The following is a 25,696-nucleotide window of genomic DNA, read 5'->3' on the forward strand; positions in this document are numbered from 1 at the left end:
TGGCGGTGTTAGCATATTGGAATAATTTAGTTTTCTGTTTATTATTTGGCACTAACATCACTCGAATTGTTTTTATCATATGGGCTACCTCTCTTTAAATTATAAAAAACTGTAGTTTTTTGTAATTTTTTATAAGTTTGTTTCACCTGTTGTTCAACCTCCACATTTTAATTATTTGTATTTACAGCAGAATCTTCATTTTCATGATATTCTGCTTCCATATGCAATATCACTTTCTCAATTTTTTCTGAAACTTCCTCAAAAAATTTATCATACAAAGTTTCATCCGGATCAAATGGATCCGATATATCCGCATCATCCTCGATATATTCACCTATTGTATACACATTTTTTGATACGCCAAGATCCTCGATAACTTTTAATTTATCACTAAATGTCATGGTAAGCAAAAGTGTATCTTGCGTTATATCTTCTTGTATAAGCTGCTTTGAATTTTCATGATTGCTTATATTCATATCATGACTGCTAAGAAGAACATTTACTTTTGGATTTATTGGTTCAGAAAACAACACAACCGTCCCTCTGGATATAGAATTTGGAAGCCAGTTTGGAGCTTTCATTCTATAAATAGCTTCTACAAGCGGACTGCTGAAAGTATTTCCTTTGCTTACAAATATTACTTTGTCATAGCTTTTCATATACTTCTCCTTCTATTTCACAATCTGTCACACAATCCTCTATTGTTTAACATTTCGCCATATTTTTATATGTTATATTATACATGGATCAGATGATGACCGGCTGCTTTTATCATTCTGTTCATTATAGCTCCTCCAAGTCTGTCATCACTAAAGCTTTCAGCAAATATATACTGTGCTCCAATATGATCCATATCTCTCAGTATATCATATAAACCTGCTGCAATGGAACCTTCAGTTTTTCTTGAACCGATACTTTTTACGATACCGTACTTATATTCTCCCTTTGTTTCATCTGTCGCAATAACCGCAACTTTACTTCCCTCGTCAAGTTTTTGTTTTGCAAGTTCATTTATCGTTTGGATAACCTTATCAATATCTCCCTCGACAATAGTCATATCTCCCTTCGGAGCATAATGACGGTACTTCATCCCCGGAGCTTTTGCGACAATATTTTTCTTAGGTTTATCTCCTATGATCGCAGGATCAACTTTGACCTCTCCAACAACCTCCTCAAGCATCTTCTTTGTGATATAACCCGGTCTTAAAATAACAGGGACTTCCTCACTGACATCCACAATGGTTGATTCAAGCCCAATGCCGACACTTCCCCCATCAATTATCATATCTATCTTACCTGACAGATCTTCGATAACATGCTCTGCTTTCGTAGGACTTGGTCTGCCTGAAGTATTTGCACTTGGTGCTGCAATATAAACTCCTGATTGTCTTATAAGTTCTCTTGCAACCGGATGACTCGGCATTCTCACAGCAACAGTATCTAACCCTCCAGTAGTAGAATATGGAACCTTATCTGTCTTTTTAAATATAAGAGTCATCGGTCCCGGCCAAAATGCATCCATAAGTTTTACGGCATTTTCAGGCACTTCTCCTGCTATGTCATTAAGACTGTCCTCATCTGCTATATGAACTATAAGAGGATTATCTGACGGTCTTCCCTTTGCGGCATATATCTTTGCAGATGCCTCCTTATGCATAGCATCACCTCCCAGACCATAAACCGTCTCCGTAGGGAAAGCGACAAGTCCGTTTCTTTTTAAGATTTCACATGCCTCATGAAGTTCGCTGTCATCAAACACTTCAGGATCAATCTTTATAACTTTTGTATCTATATCTTCACTCATCTTAATGAGCCTCCTTCTGAATATATTCGTATACCCCCTTAGCAATAGCTCCTGCCATCTTCTTCTGATACCCACTGTCAGACAAAAGTGCTGCCTCCTGCGAATTTGATAAAAAACCACATTCTACAATAACAGCAGTCGGAACACTCTTTCTTAATATATAATAATCTGAATTAGCCTTCTCTACACGATTATTACCATCACCTATACATGCTGCTATCTCTTTCTGCATTATACCTGCAAACTCTTTTCCCTCCTTGGAAGCACTGTGATAAAATACCTGCGCCCCCTTAGAACTCTCACCGGTAAAGCTGTTCTGATGTACACTGACCACAAGTGCCGCATCTGAGCCATTCATAATCTCAACTCTTTTGTTCAGGTCAGCTATTTTTTTATTTGTATCTCCTTCACTGTAAAGACCTTCATCTTTTTCTCTCGTCATAACAACTTTATATTTTTTACTCTCAAGTTCTTTTTTAAGATACATTGATATAGCAAGATTTATATCTTTTTCAAGCGAACCGTCTATACCGACCTTTCCGGGATCACTTCCCCCATGTCCCGGATCTATCACTATCGTTTTTTTATCACTGTTCTTAAATACCGGAATCCTTCTTATCATCTGCCTGCTGAAAAATCCTCCTGCTGCCACAACACATACACATAATACAACAATAAAACTTTTCTTCAATAAATTCATATATATGCCCTAAAAATACTTATCAGCTATATATATGCAGTTTATTGCAAATTATGACAAACTGCTACTGTACTATATATTTTTCTATCGTATCCCAGACATTTTTCTTTTCCATACCAGCTTTCCAAAAAGCAACTCCAGCCATATTTCCCGAACTTACTTCCTTTAATTTAAGTCCAAGTGACCTGGCATTTTCAAGCCATATCTTATGTAAAACTCCATCCTTTGTGTACTCAGCATATTCAAGTCCACGCTCCTCATCCCATGTAACATCCGCCTTTGCATCTGTCACAAGTTCCTCCGCGTATTTCATCGAGCATGCCTCTGAAGTAAGTTTCACCTCGCCGGACTCTGTGGACTCTTTCCACATCCTTGAATAAAATGGAAGTCCTATCACCGACTGCTCTGCCGGAACTTCTTTCAATATATTCTTAACAGAATTCTTCACATAACTTATTGAAGAAACCGGTCCTGCCTCCTTAGAGCCTGAATAATATTCATCATATGCCATAGTGATAACATAATCTGCTACTGCTGCCTGCTCCCTTCTGTCATAATATGCCGAATACTCTGCCGGGGGATAATTATCTATAGAAAGAATAATTCCGTTATTCCGGCACATTATACCAAGTTCCCTTACAAACTGTATAAAATCATCGCCATTTTTCGCCTTTACATTTTCAAAATCAATGTTTATTCCATCAAGACTGTATCTTATAGCCTCAGCAATAAGATTTTTCTCTAATCTCTCTCTCCTGCTCGTTCTGCCAAGCACATTTCCAATCTTCATATTTGGAGAAAAATCATCACAAAGCCCCCACACCTGAAGTCCCATTGAATGAGCCTTGTCAACATAATCATAGCTTGCAATTGATGATATATTACCGTTATTATCACTCGTTGCAAACCATGTCGGTGCTATAACATTTACATCTTTTGTATCTGAAATAACATTCGTCAGTGTAGTGTTTGCAGTCTGATTTGTAACCTGATGCCATAAAAGATTCACCTTTTCTCCCAACAATGTATGAGGATATTTTTCCTCCACAAAATCCGTCTTAGGTGTATAATCATAAGCCTTTCCAAGTGATGATACTTTCACATAACCTATAACTCCACTGTCCGAAACGACTTTATCAAATCCGCTTTCTTCCGAATCATCTTCAAGAAGCCTGAATTTTTCCTCTTTTTTTATGTCTATAAGTATCGGACTCTTTATACTAGGCTCAAATCTGAGTTTAGTATCTTCCTCAGCCTGTATCCACTTCTGCTTATTTCCAAATTCATATTTTAAGACAACCCTGTTCGGTTTCTTATATATCTTATAGGACAATGCCGTATAATCTTTTACAAAGTCAAGCGCAATATAAAGTTTATTATCTTTAAGTTTTGCTATAGTATAATCTTTATTGCTCGTACTTTTGTTTATCATATATTTATTACTGTCAATATGAGTAGTAATAACAGATGTAGCTGTTGTATAAATTAAAAGGTTTTCATTTGAATCCCAGTAAAACCTTTTATTTAATGTATCCGACACAAGATTGTAATCAAGATAAACCTGACCTTTCAGATATAATGCCTGCTCCTCATTTATCTTGTCCTCAAGTACAACTGTATAACCATTGCCATCATTTCCATAATATTTTGCAAGACTCATATAATCTTTGCAAGGCATATTTTTCTTTATAAAATAAAATATGATCAATAAGATCACAACTCCAAATGTAACCAAAACTGAAAAAAATAATCGTTTATTTTTCATATACAGAACCCTTTCTCAACACGCAATGTTCTTTTATATCAGTATATCACTTAACTTTTTTCCAGTAAAGATACATGTGAAAAATCGATCTAATCAGGAGAGGAACCGGCTGCTTTCCACACTATGTGCGACCAGCAACGGATTCAGACTTTTCCCTCTCCTAAATTTTTTAAGTTCCCATTATGTTCTTTTAAATTTTTTCAACATTTTTTACTAAAGCTTATTATGGACAATCCCTGTACATATTTAAAGACGGTCAAATTCGACCTGCACAATCTTACCATTATTATCACTTACATAGTTTTCCATATAGTAATTGTTCTCTTTGACATTTTCAATTATTTCAGAATCCCTACCTGAATAAAACTGACCATCGATTTTAACCTTAACCCCAAACAAGCTCCACTTAACAGCTTCGTCCAAAATCCATGATACTGTCATTTCCCTCAGCCTTTCTGAATCATCCCTCAATTTTACCAACCTCCAGAATCTCTAATAAGATACATGACCGCTACTTGCGTTATTTGTTTCTTTAAATTTTCATGTGATATGTTATCATTTTCCTATTAAATATTTTTATTTTGTATTCAGAGCAACGATTTTATAAACACCTGGTAAAATTCATATCATTGCCGCTCAACCGTCTTGTATTTTTAACAAACTAATTTAATGTATCATTGATAATTCATCTTACTCTACTCTTCCTATAAACTCACCCCCCAAAACATCAAATCGTGTCTCTGTGCTGACTATTATATGATGGTGTCTTTCATAATTTCAACACTTAAATCACCGTATTTTCAACAAAACTGACTTCACTTTTTTTACTAATATGCATAAAAAATTTCACACTTTTATCATTTTTAATCATTTTCTGAAAATATAAGCAAATTTTTCAAAAAAAATCCAGTATTTATTATACATTTATTACAAATGATAATATTATCTTAACATATATACAATACACTAAATTTATTAAAAAAAGCACCAAACTCACAATCACTAAATCACCCTCGAATCCTTTAAATCATATAAATAGATAAATGGTGATTTTTTTCCATAAACCTCCGATAATAACAATGTCAGATAAACCTTAAATTATTGACTTACAACCAATATTAACCTATAATTTAACTATAAAGATTTTTATTAATATTGATTATTTTTAGAAAGGGAGTGAGCCTATGCGAATCGAAAAAATAAATGACAATCAAATCCGTTGTACACTCAACAAAAAAGACTTATCCGACAGAGAACTTCGTATCAGCGAACTTGCATACGGAACAGATAAAGCCAAGGCTCTATTTCGTGACATGGTGCAGCAGGCATCCTATGAATTCGGTTTTGATGCGGAAAATATCCCACTTATGATAGAGGCTATCCCTATGTATCCCGACACCTTGGTATTACTCATAACCAAAGTCGAAGATCCGGATGAACTTGATACAAGATTTTCAACATTTTCTGACGATCCTGACAGTTCCGATTATGAACAGGTCAGCGAATATACTTTTGACGATGAATATGATGACGATGATGATGACATATATGAACTTGCCGGCAATATAAATCCAGATGATGATGAAACGATACCATTTTCACAGCCACCTTCATATGAAGAAAATACAGACTTTATTTCTCTGTCCGAAGCATTGAGCAAAGAACCACGTCCAAAAACAACAGGCCAAAAAATATTATCAAATAACTCAAAGATATTTTCTTTTAATTCATTAAATGATGTATCTGAACTTGCAGACATTATCTGTAATTTATATAAAAGTTCTAATACATTGTATAAAGATGATAAAAAAGGAAATTATATACTTATAATGCAGCAGGGTGAACTTTCACCTGAAGCTTTTAACAAAATCTGTAATTTGACAAGCGAATATGGAACTCAGCTAAAAAACACTTCCGCTGGCATCTCATATTTTGAAGAACACTTTGAACCACTCATCAAAAATGATGCTTTACAGAAGCTTGTATAAGCCTACCTCAAGTTCACTTAAACTAACCATTTTTCCTTTATTTTCAGTGCTTTCAGGGGTTGCCAAAAAGAAAAATCTGCGTTATAATGAATTCACAAAATCAATAAGGGAGGACAATTAAAATGGCATATGTAATTAGTGATGATTGTGTTAGCTGTGGTGCTTGCGCTGGTGGATGTCCAGTAGGCGCTATTTCAGAAGGAGATGCTCATTACCAGATCGATGCAGATACATGTATCGAGTGTGGTGCTTGTGCAGGAACATGCCCTTCAGGTGCTATTTCACAGGAGTAATTTAAACAGGAACTTGTTTCCTATTGACGAATTTTTTTACTTTATGTAAAATAAAGCTGCTGACAAAGGAGTTTTCTCCTATACAGTGGCTTTTTCGTTTTTATTTTAACTTTTTTAAAAGGAGATCAGATATTATGACAGAGAGAATTTCTAAAGATATGATAATCGCTGACATGCTCAAAATAGACGCAGGCATCGCAGCAATCCTTATGGCATCAGGTATGCATTGTATCGGCTGCCCATCAGCTCAGGGTGAGTCCCTTGAAGAAGCAGCTATGGTTCACGGACTTAACGCTGATGAGCTCGTAGCCAATGTAAATGATTATCTTTCAAAGAAATAATTTTTCGCAACAGTTCACGGACAGATATTATCATATTGATATCTGTCCTTATTTTATATTTTCAGAATGAACGCTGCTCATGAAAAAATATGCCTATCCATAATACCTCCATTATTCCATCTGTGTGTTCTATAATAATTATTCTTTAAGCGCCTTATCCGTTGCCTTATTGCAGGTTTTTGTATATGCCTTTACTTCCTGACTGACATTTTTTCCTGCGAACACTTTCTGTAACATCATCCACCATGCAGTTCTCTGCTCTGCCCAGCCGGGGGCAACATTATAATAATCTCCAAGATATTTCATCATGGAAGAAAATTCCTGCATGACCTTCTCATTATCCGTACCCTTATAAACATCTCCGCTTGATGCTTTCACAGGGAAGAAGCCGGACATTCTTATACTCTCAGCCCCCTGTTCTGAATCATTACATAAATAAGAAATAAATATCTTAGCTGCTTTCTGACGGTTTTCATCCTCATTGTTAAATACACAGAATCCCGGCAGTCCGCCTGCAAGTTCCGGTACACCATCATCTGATGGAAATGCTACGGCATAAGGTGTAAAATCAATTTCTGACGCATAATTTACCCGGTTTGAGGCATTCCAGCAAAATGTCATGGCAACTTTTTTTGAAGCAAACATACTTAACTCATCTGCGGCAACTATATTAGGATCATAACTTAACAGACCTGCATTTACCCAGTCAACTAACTGTTGTATTCCACTAATACCCGCACTGCTGTCCATTGTCCACTGTGTATATGTTCCATTAGTAAATTTTGCACTATAGAGATTCATTGCAAGGGCCCTTGTTCCCTGATCTCCGCCCTGACCTCCGCAATATACGACTCCTGTTTTCTTTACACCATATGCTTTCAAAGCCTTCAGTGCCTTTTGAAATCCCTCTGTTGTCCATGTACGTTTCTTTTGATCTATATATTTCATTGCACCGGACTTCTCAAATAATTCTTTGTTTACCGCCATACAATGTGTGTTCATGCAAAGAGGATATTCATAATAATTACCGTCACTGCCGATACAGGCTGCCAATACTGATGTATTATTTTTAACAACATCACTTACAACATCATCAGTCCACATATCATTAAGGTTTATAAGATAACCATTGTCACCCCAGTTACTTACAAGTCGCTCAGGTCCCTCAAGAACTATGTCAGGAGCCTGTTTCTGCTTTATTGCCTTTTCTATCACAGCATCTCCGGTATCATAGTCAAGTGCCTTAAATTCGACATTGATATTAGGATATTTCTCATTAAACTTTTTAATAACCTTTGACACTGTCGCTTTATCTGCCCATGTTCCTAAAGGAAATGTCCATAATGATATGTCTGCTGAAATATCCGTATCTTTTGTCTGTGTGTTGATATTGTCTGTTTTCGAGCTTTTATCTGCACTATTTTTCTGTCCACATCCGATAGTCGTGATTGAAAGAACAACTGACAGAAAACACGCACATAATATTTTCATTTGTTTCTTCATATTTTCCTCATTTCTGTGCATAACTTTTGCACCTAAAATTTTTATAATGCCTGTATCAAAAGCTATTTTGCACCTAACCAATATAACAGATTGCTGCATTTTTATCTGATTTTGACCCTTGCATCATTTTTATCTGCATACAACAATTGATCATACTGCTCTTTGTTGCTTTCCGTTTTCGTCTTCCTCAAGAACTTTAAATCTTCCTACTTCATTTCCAAGTTCACTCACTACCTCATGATTAACTTCTACATCTTCAACTATCTCGCCAACTTCACCTACCAAAAGGTTTATGTTGCCCGAAGCATCTGTGACACCTGTAGAACACTCACTTACTGTTGTTGCGACTGTATCAACATCACCTGCCAGAGAATTAGCTATGTCCCTTAATTTGTATGAGTGTCCGCTAAATGTCGATAACAACTGCTGCATATATCCTGCATCGTCCTTATATTGATCTGCCATGTCAACAAATTCATCAAATTCATTCAATATATTTTCTGATATGTAATTCATAAGTCCTGTTGATTTAGATATAAGTTCCTCTACAGAACCTACAACTATCCCGCTTATATTCTGGATATCGTTTGCCGTCTGCCTTGTATCATCCGCGAGAACCCTTATCTCATCAGCAACAACCGCAAAACCTTTTCCCGCCTCTCCTGCTCTTGCAGCCTCGATTGACGCATTCAATGCCAGCAGATTTGTCTGACTTGATATACCAAGAATTTTTTCGGTAAGTTCCTGAATCTTCTTTACCGACTCGCTGTCTGAGATTGCCTTGCCCATGCTCTTTTCCATCTCTGAGACAACCTGTCCGGCATCCATTTTATTATGTTTTGTCTTTTCGCTTATATCTTCTGCCCTCACATTTATCTGTCTGACCATGTCATCACCCGACTGTGCACATGCTGTAATCTCGTCAGCAGCAGAAAGTACCGTCTGCGCATTTTCCTTAAACCGGTCTAATGTCAATGTTATCTCATGCATACTTGCCGATAACTCTTCCATAACAGCCGAAATATCATTTGCAGAACCATTGCAGGAAGTTATCTTCTGCCCGATATGCTCAGAAACATCATTGAGCTTCATGGAATTATCTCTTATAGATATCATAATATTCTGCAATGCCTGAATAAAAAGATTTACACCATCGACCATTTTTCCATATTCATCAGAATATTTCTTTGGGATTCGTAATGACAGATCTCCTTTTGAATGTTCAATGTCATTTAACATCTCTTCGAGTTTCTCATTACCATTTTTCATTGGAACTGTGATAGTATGGATAACCATAAAGACTATCAATACACACACTATCAAAAACAGCCCGACTGAAACTCTTGTAATCCAGCCTACACGAGCCAGATCTGATTCAACTTTGTCTTTTTGTGTGCTTATACATGCTTTTAATGTATTTTGAAAACTTTCGCTCGCAGCTTTCATTTTAAGTCTTGCATCTTTTACAAGTGCATATGAAAGATATAGATTTGAAGTATCTTCTGACAAATACTGCTTACGCATTGTCTGCGAACGCTCATAATACATTTCCACATACTTTTCCCAAGTCTGAAACTTTTTAAGAAGATTTTTTTCATCTAAATTCTGACATGCAGCCGCCATGTTTTTAATATCGCTTTTGCCTGTCTCAAAATCATCTTCAAAACCTTTTGTCATCATATAAGTAGTTCCTGAAATCTCAATACTCATGATCTTTGTGTAACTTTCTATAGTTTCAACATCGGTCTGTACCTTTACGAGTTCACTCTCCATCTCCAAATATGAGTCTGTTACTGTTTTTACTGACGTTTTTACGCCCACATTCGTTATGGCACTTGCACCTATTGATAAAACAAATACTACTAAAAGCATCAATAGAAATGCCATAATTCTTCTTGACATTGAATTCCTCATTTTTATCTCCTTGTTTTGTATTAGCAATAACTGCTTTTTTTCTACTTTATATTATCACCAAAAAAACAAATGTCAAAAGACTACAACCGTTTGCAATACCAAAAGCCGAAAATATCCGTTTTAATGGAATATTATAGCAAATTACTGTGAGGAATATATTTTTATAATGTCAATAAGCAAAAAAATGAGCAGATAATCAAAAATCACCTGCTCATTTTTGTATTTAAGCTAAAAATCTTACCTTAGATTACTTTATAAATCTTACCTCCGGATATATCTTCTGCTTTTCTGCCTCTTTTCTTTCATTATATATTACTTTCTGTTCCTCAAAAAGATTTCTGCCCTGTGAGTCTATTGATACGATAAGCGGACCAAACTCCTTTACTTTACAGCACCATAAAGTCTCCGGCATACCAAGTTCGTCCCAATGATGCTCTGCTATATACTCAACCTCCGTTGCGGCAACTACAGCACATCCAGCCGGAAAGACACAGTGCAATGCCCCAAATTCTTTACAAGCTCGTTCTGTATTCGCACCCATGCCACCTTTTCCAACAATAATCCTCACACCTGTTTCCTTGGTAAATTCATACTCAAACTTTTCCATTCTCATAGATGTTGTCGGACCTACCGATACCATCTCATACTTATCATCTTCGCCCTCTATCTTACGCACAATCGGTCCTGCGTGAAAGATTGCCTTGTCCTTTATATCATATGGAAGTTCTCTTCCATACTCCACTAACCTTCTGTGTGCAACATCACGACAGGTCATTAAATCTCCGTCAAGCCATACAATATCACCAATCTTTATATCCTCAATATCTTCTTTCGTTACCGGTGTTATAAGAACCTTTTTATCTCCTCTTATCTCAATCATCAGTTCGCCCTCCTATTTATTGTATTCCCAAGCGGAATGTGTATCACATGTTACATTAAGATCACTATCTATTACTATATGTCCCCTTCGGTGTGACCAGCAGCCGACATTTACCGCAACTCCGATCGTTGACGGATGGCGGGCTGTATTTTCGATATTTACTCCCATAACTGAGTATTTACCTCCCATTCCCTGAGGACCAAGACCTATTGCATTAATGCCATCCTCTAACAGCTTCTCCATCTTTGCCGCATTCTCATTTTCATTATGAGAACCTATAGGACGCATCAGGGCTTTCTTTGAATTTAATGCTGCCGTTTCCACAGAAGTTCCAACTCCGACTCCGACAAGCAGTGGAGGACATGCATTCAAGCCATAAGTTGTCATCTGATCCAAAACAAAATCAGTAATGCCTTCGTAACCCGCACCAGGCATAAGCACCATTGCTTTTCCCGGAAGTGTGCAGCCGCCACCTGCCATATATGCATAAATCTCACATGTATCACTGTTTGGAACAATATCCCACCATACAGTCGGTGTTCCTTTTCCGACATTTTTCTTTGTGTTGTACTCATCAAATGTCTGCACTGAATTGTGTCTCAAAGGTGTTGCAAATGTTGCCTTAACAACTGCGTCCGTCAAAAGTTCCTCAAGTTCATTGATATATGGAAAGTTTGTTCCACATCTGAGCCAGAACTGCAAAACACCTGTATCCTGACAGCTTGGACGATCTAACTCAACAGCAAGTTTCTGATTTTTTGTCATTGTCTCATACAAGACCTTTGGAAGTGCCGCATCCTCCTTTGAGGCAAGTTCCTCCAATTTTGCTACCACATCATCAGGCAGTTTTTTGCCAATATATCCGACAAAATCTGCTATCATATCTGTTAATTTCATTACCTGTTTCACCTTTTTTTCTTCCATTTTAACCCTCATTTCTGCACACATTTTTTTGTATATCAAGGTCTGTGTCAAGTGTGCACAGGCACAAACCTTGTATCTCTGCAAATATACCAGTTTCATCCATGTCAAGCGGATACTCGTAATCCTCTCTGCTACTTGCCCATAACACTATCATGGATAAAACGGAAATAATATCGGTAACAATACCATACATAAAATAAATGATATGATTATCAATGGCAGGCCTGATTTTACATAATCCTTGAACTTATACCCGCCAAGACCGACTACCATAGTATTCGCCGGCATTCCTATAGGTGTTGCATAAGCACATGAGCCTGCTATGACAGTCGCTATTACTACGGCTCTCGGATCAGCACCAAGACTTTTTGCCAGTGAAACCGAGATTGAAACCATAAGTGCCGTTGTTGCCGTATTTGACATAAAATTAGTCAGCACGCAGGTTACTATAAATATTGCCAATAAAAGAATAAGCGGTTCTGGTTCATCTCCAAGCAGTCCAACAATCTTATCTGCTATCATTGTACCTGCCCCAGTAGAATCAAGTGCACTGGCAAGTGCGAGTGAACCGCCAAACAATAATACAACTTTCAGGTCGATCGACTTTAATGCAGCTTCCTCCGAAATCACTCCGGATAGAACCAAAAGACAGGCTCCCATACAGGCTGATACCTGAATTTCAACACCTATATATTTTTCAAATATCATAGCAAGTATTACAAGAATTAAGATTACTACAGATGTAACCTGTTTCCATTTTGGTACATCACTGAAATCTTTCTTATCTGATGCCTGCTCCACTGCCATACCGGTATCCCTGTCAGGCAGCAGCCGATATCCAAAAAAGACAAAATACACGATTCCTGCGATCAACATCGGAATACCTATCGGTGCATACATAAAAAATCCCGTCTTTAATCCAAGTTCCTGCAAAGCATTTACGCCCATAAGATTTCCGGGTGCACCTATGATTGAAATGTTTCCACCAAGAGCGGCTGCAAACACAAGCGGCATAAGCAAACGGCTTCTTGAATAACCGGCCTCATCCGCTATTCCACAGACAACCGGAATAAGAACTGCTGCCGTACCGGTATTTGACAAAAATCCTGACATAACACCCACAATGACCATTATCGCTGCAATTAAAATTCTCTCTGACTTTGCAAATCTGATAACAATGCCACCCATCTTATTTGCCATACCTGTTTCAAACAATGCCTGTCCCACTACGAACATCCCAACACATAAAATAACATTGCTGTTTACATATCCCTTAAATGTTGCAGCAGTATCAAGCACTCCGGTAAGGTTAAGTCCAAGTGCCACAATAGTGGCTGTCAGTCCCAATGGAATCTTTTCAAGAATAAAACTTACAATGGCAAAAATTAAAAATAATAATGTAATTACCGAAGCATCCATATTCCTCCTCCTCTTATCTTCTATAGTAAATTTCACAACCACAATTTTTCTTTCTGACTATAGTTTATCTCAGGGTATACTATTTGTCCATTTAATGAAATTTATTTTTCAATAAATATTTTTTATGATATAATAAATATAAAGTATATTAGAAAGAGAGCATAAACAAATGACACTCATACAATTAAAGTATTTCTGTTCTGCATGCCGCTGTCACAGTCTTACAGGTGCAGCAAATGAACTGTTTGTTACACAACCGGCTATTTCATTAGCGATAAAAGAATTAGAAAATGAATTTGGAATTGTTTTATTCAATAGAAATAATAATAAATTAAGTCTGACAACTGATGGTGAAATCTTTTATGAAAAGGCTGCATATATTCTGCAGTACTGCAATGAAATGCAATATGAGATGGATAACCATGGAAAGCCTACACGCGCTATCCGCATAGGAATACCACCTATTCTAAGCAGTATATTCTTTCCCGGTATGCTGGATGCTTATCTTGATGCTAATCCTGATGCTAATGTCACTCTTGAAGAATATGGTTCAGTGCGTGCCTGTGATATGATACTGCACGATGAACTGGACATTGCCCTTATAAATATGGAAATGTACAATATCGACCGCCTCGACAGTCGTGTTCTTTTACATGACCAGCTTGTATTTTGTGTATCACCAAAACACAGACTCGCAGATAAACCTTATATAGAAATGTCAGATATTGATGGTGAAAATGTGATTCTTTTTAACAAAGATTCAGTTCAGAATAATCTTCTCAAGTCAAGGTTTGATACAAATAATATAAAACCAAATATCGTAATGCAGGGAAGCCAGCTTTACACAACTATAAATTTTATAAGAAACGGAAATTGTGGCTGTTTCCTGTATGAAAGTGTTGTTGCCGGACTTCCCAAATATAAAGCTATCCCATTGCAACCACCCCTCAAAACCGATATCGGTATAGTGTGGAAAAAGGGACGATATATCACATCACAAATGCAGACATTTATTCAATTCGCACAGAATTACTGGTAGGAAATCCCTTGTGCACCATAAATACAGCGATTACCATTTACAATATATGCAATGCTGCACACCAGCACAAAAGCAAGGCAGTTACCCGTTCCAAAAACTTCAACCCCTATGAGAAACGGTGCGATTACTGTATTTGTCGCACTTCCAAAGACAGCGGCATACCCAAGTGCACCACACAGGACAGGGGAAATACCAAACAGATTGCCAAGACAATAGCCGAGCGTTGCGCCGATAGAAAATAATGGTGTGACCTCGCCGCCCTGAAATCCGATTGACAATGTAAGCACAGTCAAAAGCAGCTTTATAAGCCAGTCAAAAATATAAATATCCTGTCCCGCAAATGTCTGGGATATAAGGTTTGTTCCAAGCCCACAGTAACGGCCGTTCCAAAGTACAAAAAGAATTATCGCAAGCGGGATTGAAACTAATCCTATCCTTTTATATGGATTTTTAAACTTTTCCCCCATAAACACTTTTGCTTTTTTTAACAATACTGAAAACAAACGCCCTGCAAGACCAAAAAGCACTCCAAGAACAACAAGGTAAAATAATATCTTCGGTTCTGACATATCAACCGTCTGTTTAAACGGCACTTCAAATTTTTCCAGACATAATGCATGAGAAACCTTTGATGCTGTAACTGCTGCTATCAGTGATGGCAGAAATGCCTGATACAGCATTTTTCCCGTTATGACAACCTCCATTGCAAAAAACACAGCCGCAAACGGTGTCTGAAACAGCCCTCCAAAGCCTGCCGCCATTCCTGCTATAAGCAGAATCTTTGCATTATCATTATCAAACTTAAATCTGCGTGCAAACCAATTAGATAATGTCGCTCCTATCTGAACTGCAACTCCCTCTCTGCCTGCACTTCCGCCGAAAAGATGAGTAATCCATGTCCCAAGCATCACCAGCGGAACAAGTGCAAGAGGAATATCCTCTCTCTTTCCCTGTGCAGCTTCAAGCACAAGTGTCATTCCTTTTAAGCTGGTCTCATTAAAATGGTGGTACATCCATGTGATAGACAAACCTGCGATTGGCAGAAACCAAATCAGTATATTAATATACCGTCCCCTAAAATCTGTAATTGCAAGAAGCACACGCCCAAATAAAGCATCTATACCTCCTATGACAGCCCCTAAGAATAATGCTGCAACTACATAAAAAAATATTTCTCTGATTCTTTTTCCTGATTTCATTTTTTCCTCCTTGATAAATTATTTTTTAACACTATCAGGGAAGTTCCACACTTCTATTGCGTAGAGCACCTTCAAATCAAAAAAGCTGATGATTTCTACGATTCTGAATATACAAAATAAATATATTTATCTTATATATTCAGAATCGTAGAAGTCATCAGCTATTATAAGCAATTTAGGTCACCCAAGGGAGAACTTCATTCCCTGACTTTTGTATATTACTACAAATATTACACAAAATCAACACCATAAAAAAGTAATAGCAATAGTATATTGCTAATGATAATTATTCATCTGTGTCTCTTGAAGATATTTCCTCATCGTATTGTGCTTTTGTAATCTCTCCATTAAGATACATCTTTTTTAATTCTGACTCTGAGTAAGATGACAAGTCAGCAGTGCTTGAAGTTGAACTTGTGCTTACATCTACATTTTCTAATTGTTTAGTTGAAGAACCGGCAAATGATGACTGTGCCTGCGCACCAGTATTGCCACTATCTGCCTGATTTTCATTTCCTTTACTTGCAGACTTACCTGCTTCGCTGATCTGAAGAGTATCTCCATCAGTAGAAACATAGTCGTAATTCGTCTGTGACTGCTTTATATCTGTTTCTTCCTTTGTATTTTTCTGATTCTCAGATGTACTTATCTGTGCATTCTGCATTATGCCCGCTATAGTGCTATTTCCCATACCACCTATTGTTATGTTCATAATTCTGCCTCCTGATATGTATATATTTATACTATTGCTATTACCATTATATCTGTCTGCAAATTTTAAGACTGCTCCCTTTAAGTCCATTATTTACACACACTTAAAACATTATCCCTCTTTTTAATAGCGTATCTTTTTCTTTCATATCATTTTACGGTGCATAATTTTTGCACACTCCCTGCCAGTAACAAATCCTGTTACTGTGTACAAACCAAATTTTAGCTTATAATTTTTTCTAAGTCAATTTTTTCACAAACATTTCACAAAGCCAGCAATGTCAATATAATATATCATCAGTTTACTGTTAAACATTTTCATTCCTTAAATTTTCCAGAATACTATAATGTCCTTTGATTTTATAGCAATATCTTGAAATTCCAAAAAGCGAAACTACAACCGCGATTAAACCTGCAAAGTAAACTCTTACAGGAATGTTCAACTCAATATGTCCGAAATATTCCGATAAAAATCTTTTTATTGTAAATATAACCGGCAGCGATACCAATGCTGTCCAAAACAAACCTCTAGTTATAATGTATACATTTTCAACAAACAACATATGGCTGATCTGCCTATGTTCCATTCCCACTGAACATAACATTGCAATCTCTCTGCTTCTCATCTCTGCTCTTCCTTTCACAGAATTAAATAAATTCAGAAAACATATCAAAGAGGTAAATACAACAAAGCACACCGCAACTATATTGACTAATAAATTTATTATTTCTGCAACTGTTGAAACCGAAAATTTGTTATTTATCATCGTAACAATATATTTATCATCAGCAGCAGTTGAACCCGCTGTCTTTTTTAGTTTCTCCGCCAATGTACTGTTTTTATCATTAAACTTTATATAAAGCTCTCTCTCTATTACATTATCATTACCATCTACACTATTGCTTTTTTCAGATGACAAAATCCTATTCATTTTTTCTGCTGTTGACGCCCTCGTTATAATCCATGCATTACCACCATGAAAAGTAAAATAGTCACTTAAACTTTCATTTGTCGCATATCCTGCAAGCGTAAACAAAAAATCCTGTGTTTTATCCTTCTTTGGATTGTACAGTAATGTCGTGAATTTATCTCCTACAGATAAACTCGTAGCATTATTTAACTCATAAAAACGATAATGTTTTGCCTTACCATCTTCAAATCTAAAATTATCAGTTGACATTTCAATATTCTGATAAAAAAGAACGCTATCGATAGAACCATTTCGTGCCAGCTTCATATCTGCCCCTGATTTTTGAGCTATATTCTCATAAGTCTCATCATCTACCGCATATATACTTAATGCAATCTTATTTTGAGACATATATTTTTTAAAACTTTCAGTGGTAAATTGTTTATTAAAGTATTCATTTGCTATCAGCCTGTATTTATCCCAGTATTCATCACTCATTATCGCATTGTCAGCCTGTAGTTTAAACATTCCCGTAAACCATTCCACTGTTTTTTCAACCGAAGCATTTTTTATTATCTCATTTTTCATTGAATCATATGCCCCACCAAAACTATTTATTTCTGAAAGCACATAATCATATCCCTTAACATTCACTTTTGATGACACATCATCTACAAGTCTGTAATGAACCATTTTACCTACAGATGATGCCCCAAAAGCTGTGATTGAGATAACAAACATAAATATAACTATTGAACGTACAACACTTTTTGTTTTTATATTTGAATAGTGTGAATTTCTAAATGCCAGCACAGACAGAATGTCACTTGTTTTTTCAAATACACGCCCAATTCCTGAGATTTTTTTTATCTTTTTTGCCTGTCCTTTCATACTTTTTATCGCAGAACTGCGTCCAACTTTAAATGCTGGATACCAGACAGAAAGCAATACCGTAACAAAAGCTATAGCAAATATATATACAATATTTCTTATATTTATACAGACTGTTGCAGAAACATTGCATGTTACACTGTCACCCATCATAACTTCCAGCAATTTAAGTATATATGGATTTATAATCTTCATTCCCATATATACAACACTGATTCCTAAAATAAACCCAATTGGTAGTGCTATGAAAAGTAATACCAATGCCTCATAATATACGCTGCTCCTTCTCTGTTTTGCTGTTGCACCCGTTCCATACAACATCCCAAGATATTTTAACCGTTCTTCAAATGATATATTAAAAACATTATAGATTAAAATAATACTTATTATCATTATCAGACCAATAAAAAAGATCATAATAATATTTACCATAAAATTCAAACTTGTATCTGATGAATTTGCAGAAAAAATCATAACAAGGTCATTTACTTCCACAGAATCCTTTTTATTTCCCATAATATCATTGAGGTCATTTATGTATTTATTTTTTGATGACAATTTATCTAAATCAAATTTTATTGATATATTTCCCTTTTCCAGATTATCCAGACTATTCTTTCTATAAGTAAGTCCGGCGTAAAAACTATTATCTTTACTTTCGTAAGAAACATTATCCATAATCCCCACAACCGTATATTTCTTACTTATTCCTGTTTTTTTGTGTATTTCTTTAAAAGAATCATTAGCACTATAATAAGGAAAATCCTGTCCGACTTTAACAGTCTGCTTATATTTAACTTTCAGATTAAAAAAAGGAAAATATGTATATTTACTCTTTGAATCAGTTCCTCTTATATATCTCTCAAAAAAATCCGCTGAAACTTCATCACCGATTTTTATTTTTACTCCGTCACTTATCAACTGTTTACTTACTATTATCTCAGAATCATTTTTTGGATAATCCCCTTTCTCCAAAGAAATGTTCATCCATTCAAAGTTTTTTGAAGAATATCCCTTCACCTCCCAATAGGGCTTATTTTTATTGTTTGATGCTTTACAATCAGTAAAACCAAAATCTGAACTTACTGCTGTCTCTTTTACATAATCAAGTTTTTTTATTTTTTTATATTGCTCTCTGTCTGCACTATATACTATTACATTCCATTTTCCACTCTTTACCTCGGCAACAGATGTCAGATATGAAAAAACAGTATCTTTACCAACAAAAATACATGTTAGTAAAGCTACAATCATGACTATACCTGTCAGTGTAATTATTGTTCTTTTCTTATTTTTTATCATATATTTACGGGTAATTTTAAATATAATGTTTGTACTATTCATTTTATCTCTCATTCCTGCACACATTTTTGATTCATATCAGATTTGTGACAAGTGTGCGCAGACACAAATCTTGTGTGTGAAAAATTTTATTTTTCGCAATATTTTCCTAAATATAAGCTCTTTTCCATTATTTTTATATACCTTCCATAATACAAGAGGTAATATATGTAACTGCTGTGCTTATATTTACAATGACTAATATACCACTTTAAAGTGACTCTACAGTGACATATTCAGTGACAATTTTGTCACATTAAATCTATAACAAATCTACAAATTAATGCATTTTTTTGTAAATCAGTAGATTTAAACATTGAATCCTATATATACATTATTTTATGGAAATGCTATAGTATTAAACAACCAAAAAGCGACCTCACAAAAACCTGTGCGGTCGCTTTTGATATATAACCTGACAATAAATGCAAAAACATCTATTATAGAATATCCTATATTCAATTTACTTTTGTGTAAAAATTAGAAATCAACTTCTGTATCATAGTAGCAGCACTTGAGAAGTTTTTCCATCTCCTCCTGTGATGGCTGACGAGGATTTGAACCTGTACATGCATCAAGAATAGCATTTGCTGCTATATCGTGAAGTTTCTCAAGGAATTCATCCTCAGGTACGATTCCCTCATCTGCTGGAAGTCCACCTTCACCATAATTTTTAATGCAATGAGGAATATTAAGGTCATCGTTCATCTGGCGAAGATATTTGATAAGTAAATCTACCTTTTCATCATCACTGTTTCCGCCAAGTCCCATATAATCAGCTATCTCACCGTAGCGTTTCTTTGCGGTCTCATCTTTGCTGTTATATTTGATAACCTTTGGAAGATACATTGCATTTGCTGCACCATGAATGATATGTCCGTTCTTGAATGCTGCACCTGTCTTATGTGCCATAGAATGTACGATTCCGAGAAGTGCATTCGAAAATGACATACCAGCAAGACACTGTGCATCATGCATCTGATCTCTGCTTTCCATGTCTTCATTGTATGATTTTACAAGATGTTTCTGAATCATCTTGATAGCCCAGATAGCAAGCGGATCTGTATAATTGCAGTTTGCTGTTGATACATATGCCTCGATAGCGTGAGTCATGGCATCCATACCTGTATGTGCAACAAGTTTGACCGGCATAGTCTCAGCAAGTTCAGGATCTACGATGGCAACATCAGGTGTAATCTCAAAGTCTGCAATCGGATATTTGATACCTTTCTCATAATCTGTGATAATAGAAAATGCCGTAACCTCAGTAGCAGTACCCGATGTCGAAGAAATCGCACAGAAATGGGCTTTCTGTCTGAGTTTTGGAAGTCCGAACACCTTACACATATCTTCAAATGTCACATCAGGATATTCGTACTTAATCCACATAGCCTTTGCCGCATCAATCGGAGAACCGCCGCCCATAGCAACAATCCAGTCAGGCTGGAACTTCTGCATAACTTCTGCTCCACGCATAACTGTTTCTACTGAAGGATCAGGCTCGATGCCCTCAAAAAGTTCTACCTCCATACCTGCTTCTTTAAGATAACCTATCGCCCTGTCAAGAAATCCGTTTCTTTTCATAGAGCCGCCGCCGACACAGACAATAGCTCTCTTTCCATCAAAGTCCTTCAAAGCCTCCAAAGAACCCTTTCCATGATATAAATCTCTTGGTAATGTAAATCTTGCCATTATGTAAAGCCCTCCTTACCGACTGCCGATATTATTTAAAACAGGCAGTCTGAAAATATTTTTAATAACAATTATTATCCCTTTATGCCGGTAATTGAAAAATTTATACTTTTACAACTTTATAAATAACATATTTTGCACCGACTACTTTTTAAGTTTAACACTGATAAAATTTATCGTCAATATTTTTTGGTGATTTTATATACTTTTATTCTTTATCAATAAAATTCATTGTATATTTTTTACAAATCTATACTTTTTATGGGAATTTCTAATTTTTGTGATAAAATGATGATGCAGGTCAGCACTCCCATTTCAAATGAAATGGGTGATTTAAAGAATTATTCAATTACAGTTAAGGGAATGGTTAAATATGATAACGAATTATTACACTTCTATAATTATGCTAGTGCTACTGGCACTTATAGTACTTTCTATTCTGATATCAGAGAACAATCGACTGCCTCAAGCGAAAAAGAGGGTTTTCATTGCAACAAACATTTTGATTGCTTTGGCAGCGATTGCGGAGTGTACAGGCGTTAATATAGGAGGAAATGAATATATCCCAAAATGGGTTATCGCTGCTGTAAAAGCTGCTGATTATACTCTTACACCAATGATGGCAGGAGCATTGACCATGCTGGTACAGGAACAGAATAAAAAGAACAGATTTTTGCAGAAAATACTTATCGGAAATGCTGTTGTACAGATAATATCTGCGTTTCAAGGTTGGATGATTGTTATTGATGATCAGAATTATTATACGCATGGACAACTCTATCCAATTTATATGGCATTTTATTTATTAATCATTGTGAATTTTATGTTCAGAATGTTAGAGTACGGAAAAACTTTTCAAAAACAGAATAGACGCTCACTCTATGCGGCTATGATACTTATTTATGTTGGTATTGGCATGCAGGAAGTGTTAGGAACCAACTATCGTGTTGCATATTTGGCAGCTACATTTGGTGCTACACTTCTGTACATTCATTATTCTGAATTTTCTCAGCTTAAGATGGATGAAGAACTTATCGAACAACAGACCAAACTATCCAACGACCCTTTAACAGGAGTGCTTAGTCGTTTTGCTTATGTCGATGCTATTGATACCTATGCTGATGATCTTCCAGATAATTTAGTGGTTTTTCTAATTGACATCAATGGGTTAAAGGTAGTGAATGATTCAATTGGGCATGATGCAGGAGACGAGTTGATTTGTGGGGCTGCTAAGTGTATTGAAGGATCTATTGGAAGGAAAGGACAGACCTTCCGCATCGGTGGTGATGAATTTGTTGTATTTACTACCATGCCCCATAAAGAGATTGATAAAGCACTGTCTGACTTAAAACATGAAACAAATGAATGGTCAGGTAAAAAAATTGATAAATTGAGTCTTTCTGTCGGATATGCTTCTGCTGAAAAATACAAGGAACTATCAATAAAAGAACTTGTAAAAGAAGCAGATAAGAGTATGTATGAACAAAAGAAGGAATATTACCAAATTAGCGGGCATAACCGTAGAAACAGTTAATCATTAAGGTGTGTAAATTCCAATTTAACAAAATTAAACATGAAACATGGAGGAACTATGACAAACTTTAAACTTACGATACAATACGATGGAACACGCTTTAGCGGCTGGCAGAAACAAGGCAATACAGATAATACCATTCAGGGCAAATTAGAAAATATTTTGAATAAAATGACAGGTGAAGATATAGAAATTCATGGCTCCGGCAGGACTGACGCCGGCGTTCATGCTATCAGGCAGATAGCGAACTTTAAGACAAATGCCACTTTATCTGAACTTGAAGTCAGAGATTCACTTAACAAATATCTGCCACTCGATATACGCATTTTAGATGCAGAGAAAACAGACAACCGCTTTCATGCAAGACTTAATGCCAAAGGAAAGCATTACAGATATACTATTGACAATGGTGAGGTGGCAAATGTTTTTGAGCGAAAGTATATGACAAGACTTACAGAAAACTATGATATAGAGGCTATGAAAAAAGCTGCCGGGTATCTTATCGGTGAACATGATTTTAAAAGCTTCTGTGACAATAAACGCATGAAGAAATCCACAATAAGAACAATTTCTGACATCTCTATCAACAATTCTGACGGCATAATAACAATTGACTTTTATGGTACCGGTTTCCTTTATCATATGGTGCGTATTCTTACCGGGACTTTACTTATGGTTGGAACTCACGACATTTCATGTGATGATATTCCGGCTATAATAGAAAAAAAATCCCGTAACGCAGCCGGATTTACGGCTCCGCCACAGGGACTTTGTTTAGTTGAGGTGGATTATTGAATTTTTTTCGCAATCTCATCAAGTATAGCTGCTGCCACATCCTCTTTGCTCATCTGCGGCAGTTCCTTGACCTCATCTTTCGTGATTAGGGTAACTATATTTGTGTCTGTTCCAAAACCTGCCCCTGCTACTTTGAGATTGTTGGCTACTATCATATCCACATTTTTCTTTTCAAGTTTCTTTTTGGAGTTTTCTAACATATTTTGTGTTTCCATTGAGAAACCACAGATAAACTGCTTTTCTTTTTTGCTTTCTCCAAGTGTTTTTAAAATGTCTTTTGTCCGCTTGAGCGGTATTGACATTTCACCACCGTCTTTTTTCTTTATCTTTTCATCGGCTGTGTTTTCAGGTGTGTAATCGGCTACCGCCGCTGCTTTTATGATAATATCCTGTTTATCGGCTCTTTTTGTGACTTCCTCATACATCTGGGCAGCACTTTCTATCTGTACTGTTTCTACAAAGCGTGGCGGCAAAAGATTTACAGGTCCGCTTACAAGCGTTACTTTCGCTCCTCGTCTTGCGGCTACTTTTGCTACCGCATAGCCCATTTTCCCAGTTGAATGATTTGAAATAAATCTTACGGGATCTATTGCTTCCATTGTAGGTCCTGCTGTCACAAGTACATTTTTTCCTGTTAAATCTTTTTCATATAATATTTCCTGAAGGATAAAGTCAAGAAGCGTGTCTTCTGACGGCATTTTTCCTGCACCCACATCCTTGCAGGCAAGAAGTCCTACATCAGGCTCTATGACCTGCATACCAAATCGCTTTAACTTGTCTATGTTGTCCTGAACTATCGGATTTTCATACATATTTGTATTCATGGCAGGTGAGATTATCTTCTTACATTTACAAGCCATAACAGTTGTTGTCAGCATATCATCCGCTATTCCATTTGCAATTTTTCCGATGACATTTGCCGAAGCCGGAGCTATAAGCACAACATCCGCTTTTTTTGCAAGTGAAACATGCTCAACATTAAACTGAAAATTTCTGTCAAATGTATCTATAAGACATTTATTTCCCGTAAGCGTTTCAAATGTAATCGGATTTATAAAATTAGTTGCGTTTTGTGTCATCAATACATGAATGTCTGCGTGAAGTTTTGACAGCATGCTTGCAAGATTTGCAATCTTATATGCCGCAATGCTTCCTGTTACGCCTAAAACAACCGTCTTTCCCTTTAACATAACTTTATCCTCGTTTCCGGTTGCTGTTCACATCTACAATGTGTCTAGCAACGATTTTCGCAATATTAAAAACAATAACTATTACTTATTTCAGTTACGGTTTTAGTGTATTATGTCATTAATATTTCGTCAAATAACTATTTTTACTACTTTACTGCTTCCTGTGTAAGTGTACCGTATTTTTCATAAGATGATATTTTTGCTATCTTATTTTCATCATCTACAAATACAACCTTTGGTTTATGTCCCTTAACTTCCTCAGGTGACATCTGGCAATAACACATGATAATAACATGGTCGCCAACCTGAACCTGTCTTGCGGCTGCACCGTTTAAACATATCATTCCGCTTCCCGGTTCACCTGCTATCGTATATGTCTCAAACCTGTTTCCATTCTCAACATCCACTATTTGCACAAGCTCATATTCATATATTCCTGCCGCTTCCATAAGTTCAGGATCAACAGTGATACTTCCTACATAATTTAACTCGGCCTGTCTAACTACTGCTCTGTGAATCTTGCCTTTAAGCATTGTAACTGTCATATTTTTCTCCATTTCCAAATGGGTACAGATTTAAAATCTACATATCAGCCGATTTATACATTGAAATCAACTCCAAAATCTGACAATAAATCCATATCCACCATCGTTTACTTAATAGTGTAATGTATCATTGATATTTCGCCAAATAAGATAACTGAAAATCATTGATACAATACACTGACTTCTAATCAAACACAATAGCATATATTCTACTCTGAAAATTTTAATAAGTCAAAACATTTCTTGGTCTGGTCTGAATAGTCAAGCGGATATTCGCAATCCGCTTTGCTACTTGCCCATAACACTATTAGCTGCTA

22 protein-coding genes and 1 riboswitch are annotated in these 25,696 nt (G+C 36.2%); of the genes, 6 read left to right on the forward strand and 16 right to left on the reverse strand.

Annotated elements, in window-relative coordinates; translation table 11 throughout:
• Positions 1–167 precede the first annotated feature (167 nt).
• The 5 genes from KQI69_RS10175 to KQI69_RS10195 all read right to left on the reverse strand — a co-directional run bounded on the left by KQI69_RS10175 (position 168) and on the right by KQI69_RS10195 (position 4,749).
• Positions 168–659, reverse strand: a complete 492-nt coding sequence (locus KQI69_RS10175) for a hypothetical protein (RefSeq protein ID WP_216565272.1) — start codon at positions 657–659, stop codon at positions 168–170.
• 77 nt (positions 660–736) lie between these two features.
• Positions 737–1,804: an L-threonylcarbamoyladenylate synthase gene (locus KQI69_RS10180; protein WP_216565273.1), complete on the reverse strand. Its 1,068-nt coding sequence runs from the start codon at positions 1,802–1,804 to the stop codon at positions 737–739.
• Position 1,805: 1 nt separating this feature from the next.
• Entirely contained in the window at positions 1,806–2,504 is a 699-nt protein-coding gene (locus KQI69_RS10185) for an N-acetylmuramoyl-L-alanine amidase (protein WP_216565274.1), read from the reverse strand.
• Positions 2,505–2,568: 64 nt separating this feature from the next.
• On the reverse strand, positions 2,569–4,269 hold the full coding sequence (locus KQI69_RS10190; protein WP_216565275.1) for a glycosyl hydrolase family 18 protein: 1,701 nt from the start codon (positions 4,267–4,269) through the stop codon (positions 2,569–2,571).
• Between the two features lie 246 nt (positions 4,270–4,515).
• Positions 4,516–4,749 (reverse strand): hypothetical protein, encoded by a 234-nt coding sequence (locus tag KQI69_RS10195; RefSeq protein ID WP_216565276.1) that lies wholly within the window; start codon positions 4,747–4,749, stop codon positions 4,516–4,518.
• Between the two features lie 704 nt (positions 4,750–5,453).
• Here KQI69_RS10195 and KQI69_RS10200 point away from each other — a divergent pair.
• The 3 genes from KQI69_RS10200 (at position 5,454) to KQI69_RS10210 (ending at position 6,891) form a co-directional block, all read left to right on the forward strand.
• Positions 5,454–6,257 (forward strand): adaptor protein MecA, encoded by an 804-nt coding sequence (locus tag KQI69_RS10200; protein ID WP_216565277.1) that lies wholly within the window; start codon positions 5,454–5,456, stop codon positions 6,255–6,257.
• Between the two features lie 122 nt (positions 6,258–6,379).
• On the forward strand, positions 6,380–6,550 hold the full coding sequence (locus tag KQI69_RS10205; protein WP_022013665.1) for a DUF362 domain-containing protein: 171 nt from the start codon (positions 6,380–6,382) through the stop codon (positions 6,548–6,550).
• Between the two features lie 134 nt (positions 6,551–6,684).
• Positions 6,685–6,891, forward strand: a complete 207-nt coding sequence (locus KQI69_RS10210; protein WP_022224221.1) for a DUF1858 domain-containing protein — start codon at positions 6,685–6,687, stop codon at positions 6,889–6,891.
• A 138-nt stretch (positions 6,892–7,029) separates the two neighbouring features.
• On the opposite strand, the gene KQI69_RS10215 is transcribed toward KQI69_RS10210, so the two are convergent.
• The 5 genes from KQI69_RS10215 to KQI69_RS10235 form a co-directional block, all read right to left on the reverse strand.
• Complete coding sequence (locus tag KQI69_RS10215) at positions 7,030–8,394, reverse strand: extracellular solute-binding protein (RefSeq protein ID WP_216565278.1); 1,365 nt, start codon at positions 8,392–8,394, stop codon at positions 7,030–7,032.
• 150 nt (positions 8,395–8,544) lie between these two features.
• On the reverse strand, positions 8,545–10,308 hold the full coding sequence (locus KQI69_RS10220) for a methyl-accepting chemotaxis protein (protein WP_216565279.1): 1,764 nt from the start codon (positions 10,306–10,308) through the stop codon (positions 8,545–8,547).
• A 247-nt stretch (positions 10,309–10,555) separates the two neighbouring features.
• Positions 10,556–11,188: a L(+)-tartrate dehydratase subunit beta gene (ttdB, locus tag KQI69_RS10225; protein WP_216565280.1), complete on the reverse strand. Its 633-nt coding sequence runs from the start codon at positions 11,186–11,188 to the stop codon at positions 10,556–10,558.
• A 12-nt stretch (positions 11,189–11,200) separates the two neighbouring features.
• Positions 11,201–12,112 carry a L(+)-tartrate dehydratase subunit alpha gene (gene ttdA, locus KQI69_RS10230; RefSeq protein ID WP_216565281.1) on the reverse strand — a complete coding sequence of 304 codons (912 nt, stop codon included), beginning with the start codon at positions 12,110–12,112 and terminating at the stop codon, positions 11,201–11,203.
• Between the two features lie 150 nt (positions 12,113–12,262).
• Positions 12,263–13,531 carry an SLC13 family permease gene (locus KQI69_RS10235; RefSeq protein WP_216565282.1) on the reverse strand — a complete coding sequence of 423 codons (1,269 nt, stop codon included), beginning with the start codon at positions 13,529–13,531 and terminating at the stop codon, positions 12,263–12,265.
• A gap of 169 nt (positions 13,532–13,700) precedes the next feature.
• Here KQI69_RS10235 and KQI69_RS10240 point away from each other — a divergent pair, with 169 nt between their 5' ends.
• The gene (locus KQI69_RS10240) at positions 13,701–14,570 is read left to right on the forward strand and encodes a LysR family transcriptional regulator (protein WP_216565283.1); all 870 of its coding nucleotides are present in this window, start codon (positions 13,701–13,703) and stop codon (positions 14,568–14,570) included.
• On the opposite strand, the gene KQI69_RS10245 is transcribed toward KQI69_RS10240, so the two are convergent.
• The 4 genes from KQI69_RS10245 to KQI69_RS10260 form a co-directional block, all read right to left on the reverse strand.
• Complete coding sequence (locus KQI69_RS10245; protein ID WP_216565284.1) at positions 14,561–15,769, reverse strand: chloride channel protein; 1,209 nt, start codon at positions 15,767–15,769, stop codon at positions 14,561–14,563. The genes KQI69_RS10240 and KQI69_RS10245 overlap by 10 nt on opposite strands.
• A gap of 141 nt (positions 15,770–15,910) precedes the next feature.
• A riboswitch (Fluoride riboswitch) is annotated at positions 15,911–15,983 on the reverse strand.
• A gap of 72 nt (positions 15,984–16,055) precedes the next feature.
• The gene (locus KQI69_RS10250; protein WP_216565285.1) at positions 16,056–16,481 is read right to left on the reverse strand and encodes a hypothetical protein; all 426 of its coding nucleotides are present in this window, start codon (positions 16,479–16,481) and stop codon (positions 16,056–16,058) included.
• A 307-nt stretch (positions 16,482–16,788) separates the two neighbouring features.
• Positions 16,789–19,626, reverse strand: a complete 2,838-nt coding sequence (locus KQI69_RS10255; RefSeq protein ID WP_216565286.1) for an ABC transporter permease — start codon at positions 19,624–19,626, stop codon at positions 16,789–16,791.
• A gap of 477 nt (positions 19,627–20,103) precedes the next feature.
• Positions 20,104–21,315, reverse strand: coding sequence for an iron-containing alcohol dehydrogenase (locus KQI69_RS10260; RefSeq protein ID WP_216565287.1), 1,212 nt, complete (start codon positions 21,313–21,315; stop codon positions 20,104–20,106).
• 373 nt (positions 21,316–21,688) lie between these two features.
• On the opposite strand from KQI69_RS10260, the gene KQI69_RS10265 reads away from it, so the two are divergent.
• Together KQI69_RS10265 and truA are read left to right on the forward strand one after the other, a co-directional pair.
• On the forward strand, positions 21,689–22,849 hold the full coding sequence (locus KQI69_RS10265) for a GGDEF domain-containing protein (RefSeq protein ID WP_216565288.1): 1,161 nt from the start codon (positions 21,689–21,691) through the stop codon (positions 22,847–22,849).
• Positions 22,850–22,906: 57 nt separating this feature from the next.
• Entirely contained in the window at positions 22,907–23,644 is a 738-nt protein-coding gene (truA, locus tag KQI69_RS10270) for a tRNA pseudouridine(38-40) synthase TruA (RefSeq protein WP_216565289.1), read from the forward strand.
• Here truA and coaBC read toward each other — a convergent pair.
• Both coaBC and panD read right to left on the reverse strand, forming a co-directional pair.
• Complete coding sequence (coaBC, locus tag KQI69_RS10275; protein WP_216565290.1) at positions 23,638–24,834, reverse strand: bifunctional phosphopantothenoylcysteine decarboxylase/phosphopantothenate--cysteine ligase CoaBC; 1,197 nt, start codon at positions 24,832–24,834, stop codon at positions 23,638–23,640. The two genes, truA and coaBC, sit on opposite strands and share 7 nt — an antisense overlap.
• A 146-nt stretch (positions 24,835–24,980) precedes the next feature.
• On the reverse strand, positions 24,981–25,379 hold the full coding sequence (gene panD / locus KQI69_RS10280; RefSeq protein WP_216565291.1) for an aspartate 1-decarboxylase: 399 nt from the start codon (positions 25,377–25,379) through the stop codon (positions 24,981–24,983).
• Between the last annotated feature and the right edge of the window lie 317 nt (positions 25,380–25,696).

Source organism: Eubacterium sp. MSJ-13, from assembly GCF_018918235.1.
GTDB lineage: Bacteria > Bacillota > Clostridia > Lachnospirales > Lachnospiraceae > Butyribacter.